This is a genomic window from Pseudonocardia sp. T1-2H (assembly GCF_038039215.1).
Taxonomy (GTDB): domain Bacteria; phylum Actinomycetota; class Actinomycetes; order Mycobacteriales; family Pseudonocardiaceae; genus Pseudonocardia.
Genome location: NZ_JBBPCL010000001.1, coordinates 5,269,061 through 5,288,849 on the forward strand (window position 1 = coordinate 5,269,061; position 19,789 = coordinate 5,288,849).

The window sequence follows — 19,789 nt, forward strand, 5'->3', positions numbered from 1 at the left end:
CTCACGACGCGGCCACCCCCGCGGCCCGGCGCGCGCTGCCGGCGCTCGCGCGCCGCGCCCGCTCGACGACGGGCGCGATCACGTCGATCACCGCGCGCACGTCGGCGTCCGTGCTGGTGTGCCCCATGGAGAACCGCAGCGAGCCGCGCGCCACCGCCTCGCTCGCGCCCATCGCGAGCAGCACGTGGCTGGGCTGGGAGACGCCGGAGGTGCAGGCCGAGCCGGTGGAGCACTCGATGCCGTGGGCGTCGAGCAGCATCAGCAGGCTGTCGCCCTCGCAGCCGGGGAAGCTCAGGTGGGCGTTGCCGGGCAGCCGGGACGGCCCGCCGTCGACCGTGCCCGTGCCGGGATCCCCGTTGAGCGTCGCGTCCGGGACCAGCTCGCGCACCTTCGCGACCAGTTCGTCCCGCAGCCGGACGACTCCGCGGCGCGGCGCGGCATGTCCGCCACGGCGTGCTCGACCGCGGCGGCCAGCCCGATCACCGACGGCGCGTCGAGGGTCCCGGAGCGGACGTCCCGCTCCTGGCCGCCGCCGTGCAGCAGCGGGGCGCAGGGGACGTCGCGGCCCAGGAGCAGCGCGCCGGCGCCGTAGGGCCCGCCCAGCTTGTGCCCGGTGAGGGTGAGCGCGGCCGCGCCGCTCGCGGCGAAGTCGATCGGCAGGATCCCGACGGCCTGGACGGCGTCGGTGTGCAGCGGCACGCCGAACTCCCCGGCGACGGCGGCGAGCTCGCGGATCGGGTTGACCGTCCCGACCTCGTTGTTCGCCCACATCACCGAGACGACGCCGTTCGCGTCCGGGGCCTCGGCGAGCGCGGCCCGCAGGACCTCCGGGCGCACCCGGCCCAGCTCGTCGACGTCGAGCAGGCGCAGCTCGGCGCCCTCGTGCTCGACCAGCCACTCGGCGGACTCCAGCACGGCGTGGTGCTCGATCGCGGAGACCAGCACCCGGGTGCGGCGCGGGTCCTGCGCTCGGCGGGCCCAGAACATGCCCTTGACGGCGAGATTGTCGCTCTCGGTGCCACCGGTGGTGAGGACGATCTCGGACGGGCGGGCGCCGAGGGCCGCGGCGATCCGCTCCCGGGCCTCCTCCACCTCGCGGCGCGCGCGGCGGCCCGCGGAGTGCAGCGAGGAGGCGTTCCCGGTGCGGCCCATCGCCGCCGTCATCGCCGCGACGGCATCGGGAAGCATCGGCGTGGTCGCGGCATGGTCGAGGTAGGTCACGACCCGTGTCCCCCGTGTGGTGGTGCGGGCGTGACCGGCGCCCCTGCGTCCGGCTCGGTCATCGGTCATCAGGGTAGACGCCGACGGGAGCCGGGGCCGTCGGGCTACCCGGCTGCGAGCTCCGGCCCGCCGACCGGGGTCGCGGTGGTCACGCTGGGTGCTGTGCCGCTGACCGCCAGTTCCGCGCGGCGGGCCAGGGTCCGCCGGTCGCCCAGCGGGGCCAGCGCCGGGAGCAGCGTGAGCTCGCACACGAGGCCCGGCAGGCGCAGGACCCGGGCGACCGAGTCCCACAGCGTCTCGTCGCCGACGAACGCGCCCGCGGTCGTGGGCCGGCCGCCGGGGAGTTCCAGGGTGATCCGGACCGGACGGACGGGCACGCCGGCGTCGAGCGCGGCCTGGAACGCGGCCCGGCGGAACGGGCCGGAAGCCGAGCCGCACCACGTCGTCCCCTCGGGGAAGACGCCGACCACGGCCCCCGCCCGGAGCGCGCCGGCGGTCTCCGCGACGACCGCAGGCAGCCCGTGCAGGCCGGCGCGGTCGACGAAGAGCGTGCCGCAGCGCCGCGCCAGGTCGCCGAGGAGCGGCCAGTCCGCGACCTCCCGCTTGGACAGCATCCGGACGGGCGCCACGGCGCCGAACGCGACGACGTCGATCCAGGACAGGTGGTTGGCGACGACGAGCACGCCGCGTCCCGGCTCGGTGCGGTAGCCGGTCTCGCCGGCGAGCCGCAGCTCGATCCCGGCGGCGCGCAGGACGGCGCGGAACAGGGCGCCGACCGCCCGGTCCCGGCGCTCGTCGCCGAGCAGCGGGAGGAACGGCAGTGCGACGACGCCGGCCAGCAGCGTCGTGACCAGGGCGAGGGTGCGGTGGACGAGGCGCCAGGACAGGCCCGTCGTGCGCGGCGGCAGGCACTCGGAGCCGCACGGGGACGACGGGGCCCAGGCGGGCCGGTCGGCGTGGAGGCCGGGATGCGTCGGGTGCACCGCCGTGGTGGTCACCGCCGTGGGGCTCACCGCTCGCCGCCCAGGAAGAACCTCAGGTAGCGGTCGTCGGCGTGGTCCAGGCCGAGCAGGACCGGGAAGTCCGCGCAGTCGAAGTCCGGGTCGAACGCGGGGGCGCCGCAGACCCAGGCACCGAGCCGGAGGTAGCCGCGCAGCAGCGGCGGCATGCTCGCGCGCCGGTGCCGGGTGGCGCCGTGCACGTCCCAGGGGGTGTGCGGGCGGGCCCGGTACTCCTCGGGGGCGAGGTGCCCGGCGAGCACGCGGTCCCAGACGCCCGCGGCGAGCGCGCCCCCGTCGGACAGGGGGACGCTCGCGCAGCCGGTGAGCCAGCGGTTGCCGGTGAGCAGCATGTACCGGGCGATTCCGGCCCACACCAGCCCGACGACCGCGCCCGCCCGGTGGTCCGGGTGCACGCAGGAGCGCCCGGCCTCGACCAGCGAGGACCGGATCGGGGCGAAGGAGGCGAGGTCGAACTCGCCCTCGGAGTAGAGGGCGCCGGCCGCGGCGGCCCGGGCGGGCGGCAGCATCCGGTAGGTGCCGACGACCTCGCCGGAGGTGTCGTCGCGGACCACGAGGTGGTCGCAGAATTCGTCGAAACGGTCGACGTCCAGGCCCGGGCGCGGCGTGTGGAGCCGCGCGCCGAGCTCGTCGGCGAAGACGAGGTGGCGGAGCCGCTGGGCGGCTTCCACCTCGGACGCGTCGGTCGTGAGCAGCAGCGAGTAGCGCGCCGCGGCCGCCTGAGGGGTGCGGACCAGAACCTGTGAAGAGGTCACGGGCCCTGAGTACCGAGCCCGATCGACCGTCCCCGGCCCTCCCGTCGTCCGGCACATGACGATCACATGAACCCGCGAGTCAGGCCCGGCAACCGCGCGAGTCGCGGCCCGAGGCCCCGCGAGTCGCGACCTGAGGCCCCGCGAGTCGCGCTCTGGCGCCGCACGAGTCGCGCTCTGGCGCCGCACGAGTCGTGCTCTGGGGCCGCACGAGTCGCGGCCTGAAGCCCGCCGGTCGCGGCATCCCGTGGCAGGGCCACCGGCCGGCGGCCACCGGCACCTATTGGTGATCGCGATCTCGGGAGCGGCGGCGACGTCTCACGTCGCTTCCGCTCCCAGATTCGTGATCAAGGCGCTGTGCAAGGCGCACGATCACAGCCCGACGACTACCCGCGGCGACAGGGCTTGGCCGTCCCCTTTCACGAACATCCCCGCCCGGCCCGCGAGGAGCTCTCCTGCCGGTCGGGCGCCGCGCCCGCAGGAACACAGCGACTCGCTGACGGAACCGCCCGACTCGCTGACGGAAACCCCGACTCGCGCGGTCTGGGATCCCGACTCGCGCGGTCTGGGATCCCGACTCGCGCGGTCGGAGATCCCGACTCGCGCGGTCGGAGATCCCGACTCGCGCGGTCGGAGATCCCGACTCGCGCGGTCGGAGATCCCGACTCGCGGGGCGGAAACGCGACGGCGGCCCCGCACCCCCTCGGAGGGTGCGGGGCCGTCGTGGGCGTGCGCGAGGTCAGCTCCTGCGCTTCGCGACCTCGTCCTTGAGCTGCGGCGCGACCTTGAACAGGTCACCCACCACACCGAAGTCCGCGATCTCGAAGATCGGGGCCTCGGTGTCCTTGTTCACCGCGATGATCGTCTTCGACGTCTGCATCCCGGCCCGGTGCTGGATCGCACCGGAGATCCCGAGCGCGATGTAGAGCTGCGGGGACACCGTCTTGCCGGTCTGCCCGACCTGGAACTGGTGCGGGTAGTAGCCCGAGTCCACCGCCGCGCGGGACGCGCCGACCGCGGCACCGAGGGAGTCCGCCAGCGCCTCGACGACGGTGAAGTCGTCCGCCGACCCGACGCCACGGCCACCGGAGACGATGACCGAGGCCTCGGTCAGGTCCGGGCGGTCGCCCTGGGTCACCGGCTCCCGCGAGGTCACCGTCGCCGAGCGGCCGGACGCGGCCGGGATCTCGACGGTCTCCTCCGCCGCGGCACCCTCGGCGTTCTCCACCTCCACCGAACCCGGACGCAGCGTGATCACCGGGTGCGCGGTGTTCGCCTTGGCCTCGGCGATGAACGCCCCACCGAACACCGAGTGCGTCGCGCTCGGGCCCTCGCCGACCGCGACGACGTCACCCAGCAGCGCCGAGTCCGTGCGCACGGCCAGCCGCCCGGCGATCTCCTTGCCGTCGGCGGACACGCCGATCAGGACCGCCACCGGGTCCTTGGACTCGACGAGCGAGGCCAGCACCGACACCTGCGGGGTGAGGAAGTCGGTGGAGTCGGTCTCCGCGACGTAGACCTTGGCCGCGCCGTGCGCCTTCAGGCCGTCGGCCAGCTTCCCGGCGGTGCCGGCCGGGCCGACCACCACCGCGGACGGCTCACCCAGCGCGCGGGCCGCGGTCAGCAGCTCGAACGTGCTCTTCTTGTTCTCCCCGTCGACGTGATCGACGAGGACCAGAACCTCAGCCATTCCGGTTTCCTTCCTCTTCGTCTAGGGGGGTCAGATGAGCTTCTGCGAGACCAGGAACGCGGCGATCTTCGCGCCGCCGTCGCCCTCGTCCTCGACCTTCTCACCGGCCGACTTCGGCGGCTTCGGCTGCGCCGAGGTCACCGAGGTCAGCGCGTTCGCGAGCCCGACCTCCGACGCGTCGATCCCGGCGTCGGCCAGCGACAGGGTGGTCACCGGCTTCTTCTTCGCCGCCATGATCCCCTTGAACGACGGGTACCGCGGCTCGTTGATCTTCTCGTTCACCGAGACGACCGCCGGCAGCTCCGTGGTCAGGATCGTGACGCCGTCGTCGGTCTCCCGGCGCACCGTGACCGTCGAACCCTCGACCGTGAGCTCACGGGCGTGGGTCAGCGCCGGCAGGTCCAGGATGTCCGCGACCATCGCCGGGATCGCGCCCGAGCGGCCGTCGGACGCCTCGTTGCCGGCCAGGACCAGGTCCACCTCACCGAGGGTGCCGATCACCTTCGCCAGCGCCTTCGCGGTCTGCACCGCACAGGAGCCGTGCAACGCGGAGTCCGAGAGGTGCACCGCCTTGTCCGCACCCATGGACAGCGCCTTGCGGATCGCGTCCGTGGCCCGGTCCGGCCCCATCGTCACCACGGTGACCTCGGAGCCGTCGTTGGCCTCCTTGAGCTGCAGCGCGGACTCCACCGCACGCTCGTTGATCTCGTCCAGCACCGCGTCCGTCGCGTCGCGGTCCAGGGTGTGGTCACCGTCGGACAACTTCCGCTCGGAGTAGGTGTCCGGCACCTGCTTGACCAGTACGACGATGTTCATCGGACCTCTTCGACCTCCTGCCGGTGCGAGTCACGCCCCGTCGATGGTGCGTGCTCGTCGTTCGCCTGCGAACCTACTGCCGTTCCTGATGCCGTTGACATGTCGCGACGCTCACGGCTCCGTCAGGAGCGGAACGCACCGCGCCGATGACCTCGCGACCCGGTCGGCAGACCTCGAGATGGAATCGACTCTGCCAGCCGCCCCGCTGGTCCGCGCGGCGGACGTGGTCGCACGATTGTTACCGCGGGGTAGCGGCCCGGCAAACGACTGCGCAGGTGAGACTGCTCACGAGGGTGCGGGGCAGGAGGCCTGTCCGCACCGTCCCGTCGGTCGTGTTTGCCGGGGGCCGGGGGCCGGGTATGTCCGAATCCCCTACCACCGGAGGACGTTGTGCCGATCCTGGACAAGATCAAGAACTTCCTGCGCAGCCCGCAGGGCCGCAAGCTGGCGGATCAGGGCAGGCGCTATGCCTCGGACCCGAAGAACCAGGAGAAGCTGCGGCGGCTGATGAACAAGCGCCGCGGGGGCTGATCACGACCGCTCGGCGCTCTACCGTTCGGCGCTGTGACCCGCCGCCGCCGCGAGTGGCGCGATCACAGCGCTGGACAGCGGTCGCGGGGCGGATATGGTCACCGCGATCTCTCCCCACCCCGCTGACCGACCCCGCGGAGCAGCCATGACGGCCGTCGCGTCGCCTCCCCGTTCCCGGATCCGCGTGCGACGCCTCGCCGTCGGGCTGGTGCTGGTCGCCGGGCTCACCGCATGCGGTGAGGGCAATCCGGAAGCACCCCTCGGCCCGCTCAGGGACGGCCTGCCCGCCCTGGCCGGCCGGGTCCCCGGCACGGTCACCCGTGCGGGCGGCACGGACACCGCGGACGTCGTCGCGAAACTGCAGGCCGCCCTCACGTCGAAGGGCGGCGCGGTCGCGACCGTCGTCGACCACTCCGTCAGGGCCGCGCGGGCCGGCACCTCGTTCCCCGAGGTCGTCACCGTCGTCGGCGGCTCCCCCGCCAGCCAGGTCCCGCTGTTGCGGCTCGACCAGCGGGCCGGTGTCCTGCTGCCCGAGCGCTACCTCGTCCGGCAGGACGTCGAGGGTGGCGCCGTGACCGTCACCTACGACTCGGCCGACTACGTCGCGGCGGTCTCCGGCATCGGCGACGCCGCCGCGTCGGCCCCGCTGGCGGCCGCCGCCGCGGACGTCGCGTACGCGGCCACCGGGAACGACCCGCAGGCCCTGCCGACCCCGCTCATCGGCGTCACCCCGGCGAGGTTCGTGGTCAGCGTGTTCGGCAGCGCGGACGTCCCGGTCACCGTCGGCCGGCTCACCCGCGCCGCGGGCCTGGCGCCCACGAGCAACGCCGCGACCGTGGACCTCGCCGCGGGATCCGCGACGGACGGCCCGGCGATCCGGCCCACCACCGCGGTCCTGGTGAACGTCCCCGAGGCCGAGGGCCCGCTGCTGCAGGCGGCGCCGTCGATGGCGCTGGAGTTCCCCCTGCGGTTCCTGGTCTGGGTCGACGACCAGAACCGCACCCTGATCGGGTATCCCTCCCCCGCGTCGCTCGCCGCCCGGCACGGCGTGGCCGCCACCGACCCGGCAGTCGTGAAGCTCACGACCGAGGCCGATCGGCTCGCCCGGACGGCGGCGGGACTGCTCCAATGACCGTCCGGCCCGCCCGGCCACGGGTGGGCCGGCGAACGTGAGGAGGCTGCCGTGCTCGTGACCGGCTACGACGACCGGACCGGCCAGGGTTACGTCGTGAAGACCGGGAGCGACCGCTCCGCTCCGGAGCCCGGGGTCCGCGAGGTCAGCCACGACGGTGTGACGGTCCTCATGACCGACGGCCTCGCCCTGCTCCTCGACGACGCGCTGGCCCACCGGCCCGTCGCCCTGCTGTCCTGGTCCGGCCCCGAGGTGCCGCTGACCCTGGACGACCACACGCTCCTGGCGTGGCTGAACTCCGCGGTGGGCGGGGTGGTCACGGTGTCCGGGGACCCCGGACCGGATCCGCGGCTGAGCGGGGCGACACCCGGCTGACCGGCCGCAGGAGATGGGCTGTTCGCGCCGCCCGGTGTGGCGATCGACCTCAGCGGTCTTCCACTAAGGACGCCGGCCCAGGACCAGCCGCGTGATCGTCGTAACAGTCGCTCCCGACCCCGCGAGAACCCTCTAGTGCCTCCCGTGCCGTCACGCGGCGGGGCCCGGAGGTGACCGATGTGAGGGTGCGACCCCGCGACCGACAGCACCACGAGCCCGAACGAGACCAGCCCGCCAGCGCAGGCCGGGGCGATCTCCGTGTGCGGCTCCTCGCCGAGCCGGACGCGGCCGCCCGACGGTCCTGGGACGCCCTCGTCGACCGCACTCCCGGTACGGACGTCACCCAGCTCACCGCCTGGCCACGGGTCCGCGCCCTGTCCGGATTCACCGCGCGGTGGGTCCTCGCCGAACGGGACGGCGAGCTGGTGGGCGGCGCCCAGCTCCTGATCCGCCGGCTGCCGGTCCTGGGCGAGGTCGGCTACGTCCCCTACGGACCGGTGGTCCCTGCCGGCACGGCGGACCGTCCGGCGGTGGTCCGTGCCCTGGCGGGCGCGCTGGCCGGGCCGGGCGCCCGGGGAACCCGGGCACTGTTCGTCCAGCCCCCCGAGGACGGCGCGGACGTCTCGGCCGAGCTGCTCGCCCGGGGCTTCCGGCCATCGGAGGCCGGCATCGCGCCGGTCGGCTCGATCCGGATCGACCTGACCGAGGACCTCGACCTGATCCGCGGCCGGTTCGGCCGCAGGCTGCGTTCCTGGACGAACCGGTGGGAGAGCCGCGGGGTCCGCGTGCGCCGGGGGACGAGGCGGACGTCCCACTGCTCGCGAGCCTGTTGGAGCACACCGCTGCCCGGCAGGGCCACACGGCGCTCCCCGCCGGGTACGTGCAGGTGCTCTACCGCGAGCTCGCGGCGAGCGGGCACGCCGAGCTCTTCGTCGGGGAGGTCGACGGGACGCCCGTCGCCGCGGACCTCGTCACGCGCTGCGGTGGGATGGTGCGCGGGCGGCTCACGGGCTTCGACCGCTCCGGCGAGGCGGGGCGGCTGAGCGTGCCGGCCGCGATCCGCTGGGAGATCATCCGCTGGGGCCACGCGAAAGGCTTGCACTGGCTGGACTTCGGTGGCCTGCGCCCCGCCACCCTCGACGCGCTCGACGCGGGCGGCGGGCCCCCGCCGGGGGGCTGGCTGCCGGTCGACCAGCCCAAGCTGACGTTCGGCGGCACCGCCTTCCGCTACCCGCAGGCGATGGAGCTGCTCTCGCCGCGCCCGGTGCGGGCCGGCTACGACCTCGTCGCCCGCTCGCCGGCGGGCAGGCAGGCACTCGACCGTGCGCGGAACCTGCTGCGTGACGTCCGAGGCCTGCGAAGCCGACCCCCGCGCGAGGTGGCGACATGAAGATCACCTGCGTCGGCGGCGGTCCGGCGGGGCTCTACCTCGCGGTGCTCGCGGCCCGGCGGGACCCGCGACACCGCATCACGGTCCTCGAGCGCAACCCCGAGGGCGCGACCAGCGGCTGGGGCGTCGTGTTCTGGGACGACCTGCTCGACGACCTCTACCGCAACGACCCCGTCAGCGCCGCGGCGCTGCGCCGGGACGCGGTGCTCTACCAGGGCCAGACCGTCCTGCTCGACGGCCACCCGGCCGCGCACCTCGGCGGCTACGGCTACAGCATCGGCCGGCGGCGGCTGCTCGAGATCCTGACCGGGCGCGCCCGGGAGCTCGGCGTCGACGTCCGGTTCGACACCCCGGCCGACGACGCCGCGACGGCCGGGGCCGACCTCGTCGTCGCCGCGGACGGGGTGTCCAGCGGGCTGCGGAGCCGGCACGCCGAGGCGTTCGGCACCGCGGAGACGGTGGGCCGCAACTCCTACATCTGGCTCGGCACCGACAAGGTCTTCGACACCTTCACCTTCGCGTTCGCCCACACCGCCGCCGGCTGGATCTGGTTCCACGCCTACCCTTGCGCGGAGGGGATCAGCACCTGCATCGTCGAGTGCGCCCCGGAGGTGCGCGCGGGCCTCGGACTCGACGGGCCCGATCCCGACGCGCACATCGCCCGGCTCGAACAACTCTTCGCCGGGCCCCTCGGCGGCCGGCGGCTGCTCAACCGCGCCCCGGGCCAGCAGCCCGCGCCGTGGATGCGGTTCCACGAGATCCGCAACACGACCTGGTGCCGCGGGCGCACCGTCCTCGTCGGCGACGCCGCCCACACCACGCACTTCAGCATCGGGTCGGGCACGAAACTGGCGCTGCGCGACGCCATCGAGCTCGCCGCGCTGCTCCCGTCGGACACCACCCGGATCGACGAGCGGCTGCACACCTACGACGTGCGCCGGCGGGCGGCGCTGGGCCCGATCCAGGACGCCGCCCGCCGGAGCATGGCTTGGTTCGAGCACGTCGATGCACACCTGGGACCGGAGCCCGGAGCGGTCGACCCGGTGCTCTTCGCCTACGACCTGTGGCGGCGCCGGGGGCAGTACCCGCTCTGGCGCTACCACCTGCACCTCGCGACGCAGGTCGCGACGGTGCGGACGGCGCGCCGTGCGGTGGGCACGGTCCGCCGGGCCGTCCGCGAGCGGTGGCGTCCGCACGCGCCCGTGGGGACGCGATGAGCGCCGCGAAGCCGGCGTTCGACCCGTCGCCCCGCGCCCCCCTCGCACCGCGCGGCGTGCGGTCGGGCGCGGCGCTGCCGGTCGTCGTGCACGTCGGCGTGCACGGGGACGTCCCGGGTGGGATGGCGCAGGTGCTCGCGGAGTACCTGGCGTGGCCGTTCGAGGAGCTGCGGGTCCGGGCCATGGCCTCGACGCTCGGCCGCGGGCGGCGGTGGTCGATGTGGCGGGCGGGGGTGTGCGCCCTGCGCCTCCCGCTGCTGCGGCTCTCGGGCACCTCGAACGCCGTGGTCGTGCATCTCTCGAGCGGCGGGTCGTTCCTCCGGGAGGGCGCCCTCGCCGCGATCGCGCGCGCATGCGGCCTCCCGGTGGGGATTCATCTGCACGGCAGCGTGTTCCACCGCGACGCCGAGCGCAGGCCGCGGCTCGTGCGAGCGGTGCTGAGCCGCGCGCACGTCGTCTACGTGCTCAGCGACGAGGCCCGGCGGCTGGTGCGGGCGTCCCTCGGGCCCGGCGCCCCGGTTCGGACGGTGGCGAACGGTGTCGAGGTGCCCGCGGAGGGCCCCGTGAAGGAACCCCTGGTGCTGTTCGCCGGCGAGGTCGGCCCGCGCAAGGGCGTGGACGTGCTGTGGACCGCCTGGACCGCGGTCGCCGCGACCCACCCGGGCTGGCGGTTGCTCGTCGCCGGGCCGGTCGAGCCGGAGATCGCGGCGCTGCCGCTCCCGCCGGCGACCGAGTTGCTGGGGGCGCTCCCCCGGGCGGAGACGCTCGGCGTCACCGCCCGGGCCGCCGTGGCCGTCCTGCCGTCGCGGCACGAGGCGCTGCCGATGTTCCTGCTCGAGGCGATGGCCCGCGGATGCGCGACGGTCGGAACCCCGGTCGGCGACGTGGCCCGGCTCCTCGACGGATGCGGCGCGCTCGTGCCGGTGGACGACGCCGACGCGCTGGCGACGACGCTCGCCGGCCTGATCGACGACCCGGCGGCGCTCGCCGAGCTGGGCGCCGCGGCGAGGGAACGGGTGCGGGAGCGGTACTCCGCGCCGGTGCTCGTCCGGATGTTCGAGCGCGAGTGGGGGCTGCTGCTCGGTGCCCGAGGCGGCATCGCCGGGGGGCGGCGCGGCGCGAGGGGGGTCGGCTGACGTGCGCCGTTGCCCGCTCTCAGATCGTGTGGACCGGTTCGGCTTCCGGCTCGGGCTCGGCGGACTCCGCCGGCGCGCGGTCGCTCACCGCGGCGAGCACCCCGGCCAGGGCGAACAGCGGCCCGTAGGCGGGCGGGCCGGTGAACACGACCGTCGCCACGGACTCCACCAGGGACACCACCACCAGCCCGGCGGTGGTCAGCCCGACCCAGCGTGGCAACGGCCGCCCGCCCGCCCGCCACAGGGCGCGGCCGCGCCGGTACACCGCCACCAGCCCGGCCAGGAACGCCGCCGCACCCACCAGGCCGGTCTCCCCGAGCAGCGCGGGCCACTGGGTGTCCGTGAGGAACTGCCCGGTCTTCTCGGTGGTGCCGAGCCCGTAGATCGCCGGGTAGTTCCGCGCGACGTACTCCGGGCTGTAGGTGGCCGCGGCCGTCTCGGACCCGAACCGGCCGAAGCCCGCGCCCAGCGGGAACCGCTCGACGGCGAGCGTGGCGGCGTCCTCGGTGAGGACGGTGCGGGCCGCCGAGTCCCCGCCGACCACGTAGTCGTCGTAGGTGAGGCCGACGACGGCCGTGAGCGGACCGGCCAGCAGGACTGCCAGCAGGGGCGCCGCCGCCGCGGCCACCAGCAGTGCGCGCACGTCCCGCAGCTGCAGGCGCAGCCACGCGAGCACCACCAGCAGGCCTGCGATGGCGGTGCGCCGGAAGCTCAGCAGCGTCGCGGCGCAGGTGCCCACCACCAGGACGAAGGTAAACGCGCTGCGGCCCACGGTGGCCCGCCACGCGAGCACGGCGACCGCCGCGGCCGCCATGACGGCCCCGAGGTCCAGCGGGTGCACGAACGGGCCGACCAGGGAGGGCAGGCCGAACCGGACGTCGACCGAGGCGCGGTTGGCGAGCAGGGCGGACCACGGGCCGGGGGCGACGAGGTTCGCGGCGACCGCGACGAGCGACACGACGATGACGCCCGCGCCGAACCGGGCCGCGGTGCGCAGGTGCCGCTCCGCCCAGTCCACCTGGGCGACGGCCCAGCCGAACAGCCAGCCCTTGCAGAGCAGGAAGCCACCCACGAGCACGGTCGAGGCCGCCGCGCCCGCGACGAACCCGCTCACCAGGCCGAACACCGCGAAGACGGCGAAGAAGCCCAGTCCGGGCAGCCACCGCAGCCGCAGACCGAGCACCAGCCTGCGCAGCGGCAGCACCACCACGCAGAGCACGACGAGCCCCTCGTCGAGGTAGCCCAGAGCGGAGATCGGAACGAGATGCTCGAGGGTGCGGACGAAGAGGATCACCAGCAGCGTCAGCCCCACGGTGGTCCGTGGCAGCGCGACCGCGCCGGCGAGCACGACGACGCCGACGAGGGCGGGCACCGCGATCTCCGGACGCGCGGCGACGCCGGCGCCGGCGCCGGCGACCAGCACCGGCCAGGCGACCCACAGCCACATCGACCCGGACGTCGCCCGGGAGAGCGCGGAACGCGGCGTCGTGGTGCGGACGACACCCGGCAACGGCCGGTGGACCCGGATCGACACGGTCCCCCCTCTCGGCCCGGCGGCGACGGCAGGATACCCCGATCGAGCGACCGAGGTAGGGCCTCGTCGAATTCTTTGCCCAATTTCCGAAAAGCCGGGAATTCACCGGAGATCGTCCTCAGGAAATATCTCCGCGCCCAGTGGCTCGCACCTCCGGAAATGCTTAGACTCGGGTCGCCTGATCCGACGACCTCACGGAGCGGATCGTGACCGTCAATGATGTTCTCCGCGTTCTGCGCGAGCGCCGGCTGCTCGTCGTCGGCTGCCTCCTGCTGGGCCTGCTCGGGGCGACGGCGGCCACCAGGCTGCTGCCGCGGGACTACTCGTCACAGGTCACGATGTACGTCTCCGCGACGGCCACCCCCGCCGTGACGCCGGCCGCACCGGCGACCCCGGCCGCACCGGCGCCCGCGGCGCAGCCCGGCGAGTCGGCGTACCAGGCCAACCAGCTGGCCAAGGACCGGATGCCGTCGTACGTGCAGCTGCTCTCCAGCGACCGGATCACCAGTGCCGTGATCCGCACGCTCGCCCTGCCCACCACCCCCGCCGAGCTCGCCACGCGCATGACGGTGACGGCCCTGCCGGACACCCAGGTGATCACGGCGGCGGTCACGGACCGCTCACCGGAGCAGGCCGCCGCCATCGCCAACGCGGTGGCCAGCGAGTTCACCGCGCTCGTCGGGCAGCTGCAGCAACCCGGTACGGGCGAGATCAGCGTGCAGATCGTGCAACCGGCCGTGCCGCCGACGACGTCGCTCGCCCTGCCCGCCGCCCTGACGATCGGCCTGGGCGGCGTGGTGGGTCTGCTCCTCGGCCTCGTCGCGGCGTTCTTCCGCAACGCCGTCGACACCTCGGTGCGGTCCCCGGGCCACCTGCGCGACCTGACCGGGGCGCCGACGCTCGGGACCGTCCCGGCCGTGCGCGCCGTGCGGAAGTCGCCGCTGGTCACCGCGTACGACGCCAGCGCACCGCTCACGGAGGCGTTCCGGAAGATCCGGACGGCGCTGTACTTCCGGGGCGAGCGCGACCACGACGGCGCCGGCGGCACGGTCGTCGCGGTCACCGCCGCGGCGGCGGGCGAGGGCAGCACCACCACCGCGTGCAACATCGCGATCGCCGCGGCCGGTGCGGGCTGGACGGCACTCGTGATCGACGCCAACCTGCGGACCCCGAAGGTCTCGACCCTCTTCGGTCTCGACGCCTCGCCCGGCCTGACCGACGTGCTCGCCGGCCGTTCCGCACTCGGCGAGGCCCTGCAGTCCTACCGGCACGAGGACGTGATCGTCGACGTCCTGGCGGCGGGCAGGGTCCGCAAGGAGGACACCGGCCGGGTGACCAGCCTGCTGGACCTGACCGAGATCGTGGACGAGGCGCGCCGCAACTACGACCTCGTCGTGCTGGACACCCCGCCGATGGGCCCGGTCGCCGATGCCGCCGCCGTGGCCCCGCTGACCGACGGCGCCGTGGTGGTCGTGCGGCACGGCCGGACCCACTCTGCCGCGCAGGTCGACGGCGTCGTCGAGACCCTCCGCGCGGTGGGCGCCCCGCTGATCGGGTCCGTGCTCACGATGGTGCCCGCGGCGAAGCGGGCCGCCCGTCCGCGCAGGCCCGCGCCCCCGGTGAAGACCTCCACCTGGACGTCGTCCAGGAGGCGCAACGGGACCTCGGCCGAGGTTCCCGCGCCCCGTCGGAACGACTCCGTCCCGCGGGACCCCGTCCTCACGAGGAACGGCCGGCCGCGGCGGGAACCGGCCGCGGATCCCGACCCGTGACGGCGCCCCGCAGGCCACGGCCGGCCCGACCGGAGACGAGACAAGGTAGATCATGAGATCCCGATCGAGTTCCGCACCGCGCGACCCGGGGCCCCTCGGTCGCGGCCTCCGGGAGAGCCCGGGTGGCGGCACGCCTTCCTCGCGTCCGGGATCGGCCTTCCTCCGCACGGCGACGAGCGTGATCGTCGCCGCCGCCGTGCTCGCCGCCTGCAGCACCGGCACGCGGCCCGAGCCTGCGCCCCCGCCCGCTCCGCCGTCGGCCGTGCCGGGCATGCCGCTGCTCACCTGGGCGCCCCCGGTGCTCAACGACCCGGAGACCATCGAGCTCGACCGCGGGATGACCACGACCATGCTCGACCCGGCCAAGGACTACATCCTGAAGCTCCCGCGCGTGGGCAAGGGCGACACGTTCGTCCGCGGTGGCCACAACATCGTCCTCATCGGCGGCCACATCTCGACCGGCCAGGAGACGCCCCCGTGGGAGGCCCCGGAGCACCGGGCCCTCTACTTCGCGGACACCACGGGCACGATCCACGTCGAGGGCGTGCTCATCGACGACGTCGACAGCGGCCAGGGCGACGGCATCAACGTCGCCGCGCCCCTGGCCACCCTGCAGATCGAGAACGTCCGGGTCACCGGGCTGACCGGGTCGGAGCAGGGCAACCACGCCGACGTGATACAGACCTGGGGCGGGGTGAAGGAGCTGCGGATCGACCGCCTCACCGGGTCGACGGACTACCAGGGCCTGCACATCCAGCCGGAAGCTCGGCCCGATCGGCAGCGAGATCGTGAAGAACGCGAACGTGTCCTCCACCAGCACGACCGCGGGAAACTGGCTCACCTGGCTGGCCACCGGATCGAACACCTGCAGCACCGCGGGGCAGGTGAACCTGGACCAGGTCTACGTCACCCCGCGCAAGGGTCGCGGGCTCGGCAACTCGGTGTGGCCGCCGAGCAGCGCGTCGAACGTCGACGACGGGCCGAACCCGGTACAGGGCTGCCTGTCCTCGCTGTCCCCCGACGGGTCCGAGCTGACCTTCCCCGGGCTTCCCCAGATCTCGGGGTCGGTGAAGGAAGGCCCCCCGCCGGGCGGCGACTTCGTGCCCGAGGGCGTGGCGGGACCGGACTACGTGTCGCCGGGCTACCTCCCCGGGTGACGCCGGGCGGCCAGCTCCGCCGCCAGCCTCAAGGTGGCGGCGGGCAGGCCGGCCCGGCCCGCCCGCGGGGCGTCGAGGATGGTCAGCAGCAGCCGTGTACCCGCCCGGTGCCGCGCGGGCCGGCACGCCGGGCAGCCGCCCGGCCGGTGGCCCAGCACGCGCGCGACGGCCGCGTCGACCCCCGCGGCGTAGGCCTGGCGCAGCACCGTGACGCCGGACCCGCGGACGGCGTCGTCCGCGTTGGCGGGTGCCCAGGCCTGCTCGGCGACGGCGAACATCGGCAGGTCGGACCCGGTGTCGCCGACCGCGAACCGGACGGCCGGGGCGCTGTCCTCCGCGCGGCCGAGGAGCTCCACCAGCGCCCGTAGGCCCCGCCCCTTGTCGACCGCGGCCGCCACGACATCCGTCTGGTACCGGCCGGGCACGACGCGCAGCCGGCGGCGGTCCTCGCCCAGCGAGGCGAGCGCACCCTCCAGCGCCTCGGCCGGCACCGGGCCCCAGCCGTCGCCGGTCCGGTAGGCGCGGACGCTGTAGCGGTAGTCCTCATCGATGCGGGTGCCGGGCGCGCGGGACAGGGCCGCCCGGAGCCGGTCCAGCAGCGCCCGGTCCGCGTCGCCGACCACCTGCACGCTCACGCCGCGGGCCTGGTCGTGGACGACCGACCCGTACTCGGCCACGCCCCCGGCCAGGCCCAGCGTCGCGCACCGGTCCCGCACCTCCTCCAGGCTGCGCCCGGTCACCGGAACCGGGCGGAACCCGTGGTGCGCGAGCGCCCGCAGCGCCAGGACGGCCGTGGGGGTGATCACCGGGAAGCCGTACGCGAGCGACTCCAGCACGCCGTCGATGTCGAGGGCGCACAGCGGGCCGGCGGAGGGCTCCGGGGCGGGGAGGATCCCGGCGAGGTAGCGCTGCACCGCCCGGGCCGACGCCCGCCGGTCCCGCGACCAGCCCGTGAAGGAGTCCTGCAGGTGGACGAGCTCGTAGAGCAGGAAGCGCTCCGGGTCCGACGGGTGGGCGGCGCGCAGGGCGTCGACGAAGGCGCCGTCGGCCGAGCCGGGGTCCACCCCGGCCAGGTCGTACACCGCGTCGTAGCAGGCGTGGTCGAGGTTGCCGAAGGCGAGATCGTCCGCGCGGACCTTGCGCAGCGCGCCGTCGACGCGGAACCAGGTGTCCAGCCCGGTGGCACCGTCGACCACGGACGGCCGCGGCGACCGCAGCAGCCGGCGCGCGGCCGGGTCCAGCAGCGGCAGCCGCAGCCCGACCCCGAACCGGCCGTACCCGCGCTGCAGCAGCCTGCTCGCCTGTTCCCAGGCCGGTTCCCGGCCCGCCAGGCCCGCGGCGCGGTCCCGCACCGCGGGCATCGCGGCGGCCCGGTCGGCGACGTAGCGAGCGTAGTCCGCGGCGTCGGCCACCCGCGCCGCCGGCACCCTCGCCGCTCCCGGCAGCCATTCCCGGTAGACCAGCCCGTCCCGGAAGCCGTAGGTCGTCGCGACGTGCCGGGGCACCGCGGCCGCCACGGCGAGGGAGTAACGCCCCAGGTACCCGACCCCGGCGCCGGACACCACCACCCTGCGCCGCCGCCCGGACCCCAGCTCGGCCTGCAGCACCCGGGTGAGGTGGTGACGGCCGCCGCCTCCGTCTCTCCCCGCGCCGTCGACCCGCTCGACCGCGGAGACGGCCTCGCCCCACAGCGAGGCCAGCACCTTCGCGACCGAGTCCGGTTCCAGCAGCGCGTGCACCGCCCACCGGCGGAACGGGAGCTCCACGCGCCGGTACGCGGACAGGGCCGACGGCGCCGCCTCGCCGAACAGCGGGACCAGCAGCGTGATCGCCTCGGCCGGGGCGCCGTGCGCCTCGAGCAGCTGAGCCGAGTCACGCAGGGAGCCGCCGGTGTTCGGCGGATCGTCCACCACCGCGGCCGCCCCGCCCCCGGCCAGGACCTCGGCCAGCGCCCGCGCGTCCGCCGGGAGCAGCGGTTGTCCGGGACGGGTCGACGCCGCCCGCGCGCGGGAACCGGACGCCCGCAGCGCCGCGGCGACCAGGGGACCCAGGTAACTGCCCGAGGTGCGGACCCCGAGGACCAGCACCTCGCGGCCCTCGACCGAAGGCGCGTAGTCCGCGGCCAGCCGGACCGCGTCGGCGGGGAGCAGCCCGTGGCCCCGGAAGCACGCCGGGAGCCGCAGGACCTCCCCGTCCACGGCGGCCGGGAGCCCGTCGAGGCCATCCAGGAGGAGCCCGGTCCGGTGACGCAGCCGGCGCAACGACTCCTCGTCCGGCGGATCCCCGACGACGGCGTCGGCCAGCAGGTCGCGGACCGCGGCGGCCCCGGCGCACCAGGCGAGGGCCCGCCGTGTCGCCGGCCCGCGACCGGCGACGCCGACGACGGCCGCCGCCGCGGACAGCGGTAGCGCCGCGGGGCCGCCGAGGTACTTCGCCGAGCGGCGCAGGGACAGCGGGTCCCGCTGCAGGTGGTCCTCGACGATCTGCACCGCGCCGGCGGCGAAGAGGAACGCGTCGAGGAGATGGCCGAGCCGGACGCACGTGGCCAGCCGCTCGCAGACCTCGCGCAGGTCCGCCAGGAGGTCGGCGACGACCGGTCCCTCCGCGGCCCCCGCACCCGGCAGGCCGACATCCCGCACGACCTCCGCCATGACGAGAAAAACTAGCACGATGTCCGCCGATAAATGCTCGCACGCGCAATGACGTCGGTATGTCGCGCCTTCTTCCGGACACTTCGCGCGGGACCGGAGAAATCAGCTGGAATTCGACTTGACAGTCCGGACACGCCGCTTACGCTCGAACACGGACGGGTGCGGGCCAATCGTCGGGGCTGGCCTGCGAGAGATCCGTGAGGGGCGCGCCGGTCGGCCGGCGCCGGATTGCTCGACTTATGCCGACGACGGCCTGGAGGGATCATGGATCCGGACGTCCGGCGCATCGGGCTCGGGCGGCTCGAGATCGAGTTCTCCGGTCGGGACTTCATCGCCGAGGCGGCCGCGGCGGAGCTGGAGCACCAGAGCCGGGACTGCACCGGCTGCAAGGGGAGCCTCTGCTTCCGGTTCGGCCCGCACGTCGTTCCCGCGGGCGAGGCGGTCGAGGTGGACCGGTTCTTGGTGGGCCCGGACGCCGTGGCCGTCCGGGACCGGTACCTGTCGCACTCGCTGCGGTGGGACGGGCCGGCGCTGGAGGTGGCGGTGGAGTCGGCGCCCGGCTGGTGGCGGAGCCCGCCGGCCGCGCGCGCCGTGCGGCTGGTCGACCAGTCCTTCGACGACGCCGCGGGACGGCTGGCCAAGCGCTTCTACTACACCGTGTTCGACCAGGCGGTGCAGCTCGCCCAGGTGCCGCTGGGCCAGTCGTGGGTCCATTCCAGCGCCGTGACGAACGGCGACCGGACCGTCCTGTTCATGGCCTGGGGCGGCGTCGGCAAGACCGCCGCACTGCTCAAGATGCTCGAGACCGGGTCCTGGCGGTTCCTCTCCGACGACCTCTCCGTCCTCGACGTGTCCGGGACGGCCCACCGCACGCCGCAGCGGGTGCAGGTGTTCGCCGCCAACGTGGCGGGCCAGGGGGCGCTGCGCCGCGAGCTCCTCCGCGGCAGGTCGCGGGCGGACCGGTTCCACTGGGAGGCGCGCCGGCGTCTCCTGGGCGCGCGGAGCGTGCGGCGGCGGGTCCACGGCGAGGACCTCTTCTCCGACGGCGCGGTCGCGGAGTCGGGCCGGGTCACCGAGGCGGTCCAGCTCAGGCGGACGGACTCCGCCGACTTCACGCTGGACGTCTCGACCCCCCACGACCTCGCGCGGGTCGCCACGTCGGTGCTGGCTGTGGAGCTGGAGCCGCTGGGGCTCTGGCTGGCGGCCATCCACGCGGCCGGTCCCACCACGCGGTGGCCGACCGCGGACGCGATGATCCGGGAGACCGCGGCCGTCATCGAGGCGGGGCTGTCGGAGGCGCGGGCGCGCTGTCTCGTCGTCGGCGTGCCCCGGCACTGCGGCCCGGACGCGCTGCTGCGGTTCCTCGAGGACGAGGTCCTGGCCTGATGCCCGCCGG

The 19,789-nt window shown here is 75.0% G+C and carries 18 protein-coding genes; 9 read left to right on the top strand and 9 right to left on the bottom strand.

Features of this window, described 5'->3' with window-relative positions:
• Window position 1 precedes the first annotated feature (1 nt).
• The 6 genes from WBK50_RS35420 to WBK50_RS25970 form a co-directional block, all read right to left on the bottom strand.
• Window positions 2-388, bottom strand: coding sequence for an aminotransferase class V-fold PLP-dependent enzyme (locus WBK50_RS35420; RefSeq protein ID WP_445942305.1), 387 nt, complete (start codon window positions 386-388; stop codon window positions 2-4).
• The gene (locus tag WBK50_RS25950; protein WP_445942394.1) at window positions 292-1,164 is read right to left on the bottom strand and encodes a cysteine desulfurase family protein; all 873 of its coding nucleotides are present in this window, start codon (window positions 1,162-1,164) and stop codon (window positions 292-294) included. Before WBK50_RS25950 ends, WBK50_RS35420 begins: the two co-directional genes overlap by 97 nt.
• Window positions 1,165-1,325: 161 nt before the next feature.
• Window positions 1,326-2,219 (bottom strand): lysophospholipid acyltransferase family protein, encoded by an 894-nt coding sequence (locus WBK50_RS25955; RefSeq protein ID WP_341338111.1) that lies wholly within the window; start codon window positions 2,217-2,219, stop codon window positions 1,326-1,328.
• 11 nt (window positions 2,220-2,230) lie between these two features.
• Window positions 2,231-2,995, bottom strand: coding sequence for a GNAT family N-acetyltransferase (locus WBK50_RS25960; RefSeq protein WP_341338112.1), 765 nt, complete (start codon window positions 2,993-2,995; stop codon window positions 2,231-2,233).
• 736 nt (window positions 2,996-3,731) lie between these two features.
• Window positions 3,732-4,682, bottom strand: a complete 951-nt coding sequence (locus tag WBK50_RS25965) for an electron transfer flavoprotein subunit alpha/FixB family protein (RefSeq protein WP_341338113.1) — start codon at window positions 4,680-4,682, stop codon at window positions 3,732-3,734.
• A gap of 30 nt (window positions 4,683-4,712) precedes the next feature.
• Window positions 4,713-5,498, bottom strand: coding sequence for an electron transfer flavoprotein subunit beta/FixA family protein (locus WBK50_RS25970; protein WP_341338114.1), 786 nt, complete (start codon window positions 5,496-5,498; stop codon window positions 4,713-4,715).
• A gap of 390 nt (window positions 5,499-5,888) precedes the next feature.
• On the opposite strand from WBK50_RS25970, the gene WBK50_RS25975 reads away from it, so the two are divergent.
• The 6 genes from WBK50_RS25975 (at window position 5,889) to WBK50_RS26000 (ending at window position 11,279) form a co-directional block, all read left to right on the top strand.
• Window positions 5,889-6,029 carry a hypothetical protein gene (locus WBK50_RS25975; protein ID WP_341338115.1) on the top strand — a complete coding sequence of 47 codons (141 nt, stop codon included), beginning with the start codon at window positions 5,889-5,891 and terminating at the stop codon, window positions 6,027-6,029.
• 145 nt (window positions 6,030-6,174) lie between these two features.
• The gene (locus WBK50_RS25980; RefSeq protein ID WP_341338116.1) at window positions 6,175-7,161 is read left to right on the top strand and encodes a DUF302 domain-containing protein; all 987 of its coding nucleotides are present in this window, start codon (window positions 6,175-6,177) and stop codon (window positions 7,159-7,161) included.
• Window positions 7,162-7,212: 51 nt separating this feature from the next.
• Window positions 7,213-7,536, top strand: coding sequence for a hypothetical protein (locus WBK50_RS25985; protein WP_341338117.1), 324 nt, complete (start codon window positions 7,213-7,215; stop codon window positions 7,534-7,536).
• Window positions 7,537-8,299: 763 nt separating this feature from the next.
• The gene (locus tag WBK50_RS25990) at window positions 8,300-8,926 is read left to right on the top strand and encodes a GNAT family N-acetyltransferase (protein WP_341338118.1); all 627 of its coding nucleotides are present in this window, start codon (window positions 8,300-8,302) and stop codon (window positions 8,924-8,926) included.
• The gene (locus tag WBK50_RS25995; RefSeq protein WP_341338119.1) at window positions 8,923-10,143 is read left to right on the top strand and encodes an FAD-dependent monooxygenase; all 1,221 of its coding nucleotides are present in this window, start codon (window positions 8,923-8,925) and stop codon (window positions 10,141-10,143) included. The genes WBK50_RS25990 and WBK50_RS25995 overlap by 4 nt, the downstream gene beginning before the upstream one ends.
• The gene (locus WBK50_RS26000) at window positions 10,140-11,279 is read left to right on the top strand and encodes a glycosyltransferase family 4 protein (protein WP_341338120.1); all 1,140 of its coding nucleotides are present in this window, start codon (window positions 10,140-10,142) and stop codon (window positions 11,277-11,279) included. Before WBK50_RS25995 ends, WBK50_RS26000 begins: the two co-directional genes overlap by 4 nt.
• A gap of 19 nt (window positions 11,280-11,298) precedes the next feature.
• On the opposite strand, the gene WBK50_RS26005 is transcribed toward WBK50_RS26000, so the two are convergent.
• On the bottom strand, window positions 11,299-12,813 hold the full coding sequence (locus WBK50_RS26005; protein WP_341338121.1) for a hypothetical protein: 1,515 nt from the start codon (window positions 12,811-12,813) through the stop codon (window positions 11,299-11,301).
• A gap of 206 nt (window positions 12,814-13,019) precedes the next feature.
• Here WBK50_RS26005 and WBK50_RS26010 point away from each other — a divergent pair, with 206 nt between their 5' ends.
• Complete coding sequence (locus WBK50_RS26010) at window positions 13,020-14,585, top strand: polysaccharide biosynthesis tyrosine autokinase (protein WP_341338122.1); 1,566 nt, start codon at window positions 13,020-13,022, stop codon at window positions 14,583-14,585.
• Window positions 14,586-15,089: 504 nt separating this feature from the next.
• Here the strand turns inward: WBK50_RS26010 and WBK50_RS26015 are convergent.
• Complete coding sequence (locus WBK50_RS26015; RefSeq protein WP_341338123.1) at window positions 15,090-15,221, bottom strand: hypothetical protein; 132 nt, start codon at window positions 15,219-15,221, stop codon at window positions 15,090-15,092.
• A gap of 167 nt (window positions 15,222-15,388) precedes the next feature.
• Between WBK50_RS26015 and WBK50_RS26020 the strand changes: the two genes are divergently transcribed.
• On the top strand, window positions 15,389-15,742 hold the full coding sequence (locus WBK50_RS26020) for a hypothetical protein (protein ID WP_341338124.1): 354 nt from the start codon (window positions 15,389-15,391) through the stop codon (window positions 15,740-15,742).
• Here WBK50_RS26020 and WBK50_RS26025 read toward each other — a convergent pair.
• Window positions 15,727-18,393, bottom strand: a complete 2,667-nt coding sequence (locus WBK50_RS26025) for a hypothetical protein (RefSeq protein WP_341338125.1) — start codon at window positions 18,391-18,393, stop codon at window positions 15,727-15,729. The genes WBK50_RS26020 and WBK50_RS26025 overlap by 16 nt on opposite strands.
• A gap of 264 nt (window positions 18,394-18,657) precedes the next feature.
• Between WBK50_RS26025 and WBK50_RS26030 the strand changes: the two genes are divergently transcribed.
• The gene (locus WBK50_RS26030) at window positions 18,658-19,779 is read left to right on the top strand and encodes a hypothetical protein (RefSeq protein ID WP_341338126.1); all 1,122 of its coding nucleotides are present in this window, start codon (window positions 18,658-18,660) and stop codon (window positions 19,777-19,779) included.
• Window positions 19,780-19,789 lie beyond the last annotated feature (10 nt).

Coding starts and splice junctions, on each gene's coding strand:
- WBK50_RS25950 (WP_445942394.1), bottom strand. CDS start 1,164: ATGACGGCGGCGATGGGCCGCACCGGGAACGCCTCCTCGCTGCACTCC.
- WBK50_RS25965 (WP_341338113.1), bottom strand. CDS start 4,682: ATGGCTGAGGTTCTGGTCCTCGTCGATCACGTCGACGGGGAGAACAAG.
- WBK50_RS25970 (WP_341338114.1), bottom strand. CDS start 5,498: ATGAACATCGTCGTACTGGTCAAGCAGGTGCCGGACACCTACTCCGAG.
- WBK50_RS25980 (WP_341338116.1), top strand. CDS start 6,175: ATGACGGCCGTCGCGTCGCCTCCCCGTTCCCGGATCCGCGTGCGACGC.
- WBK50_RS25995 (WP_341338119.1), top strand. CDS start 8,923: ATGAAGATCACCTGCGTCGGCGGCGGTCCGGCGGGGCTCTACCTCGCG.
- WBK50_RS26000 (WP_341338120.1), top strand. CDS start 10,140: ATGAGCGCCGCGAAGCCGGCGTTCGACCCGTCGCCCCGCGCCCCCCTC.
- WBK50_RS26025 (WP_341338125.1), bottom strand. CDS start 18,393: ATGGCGGAGGTCGTGCGGGATGTCGGCCTGCCGGGTGCGGGGGCCGCG.
- WBK50_RS26030 (WP_341338126.1), top strand. CDS start 18,658: ATGGATCCGGACGTCCGGCGCATCGGGCTCGGGCGGCTCGAGATCGAG.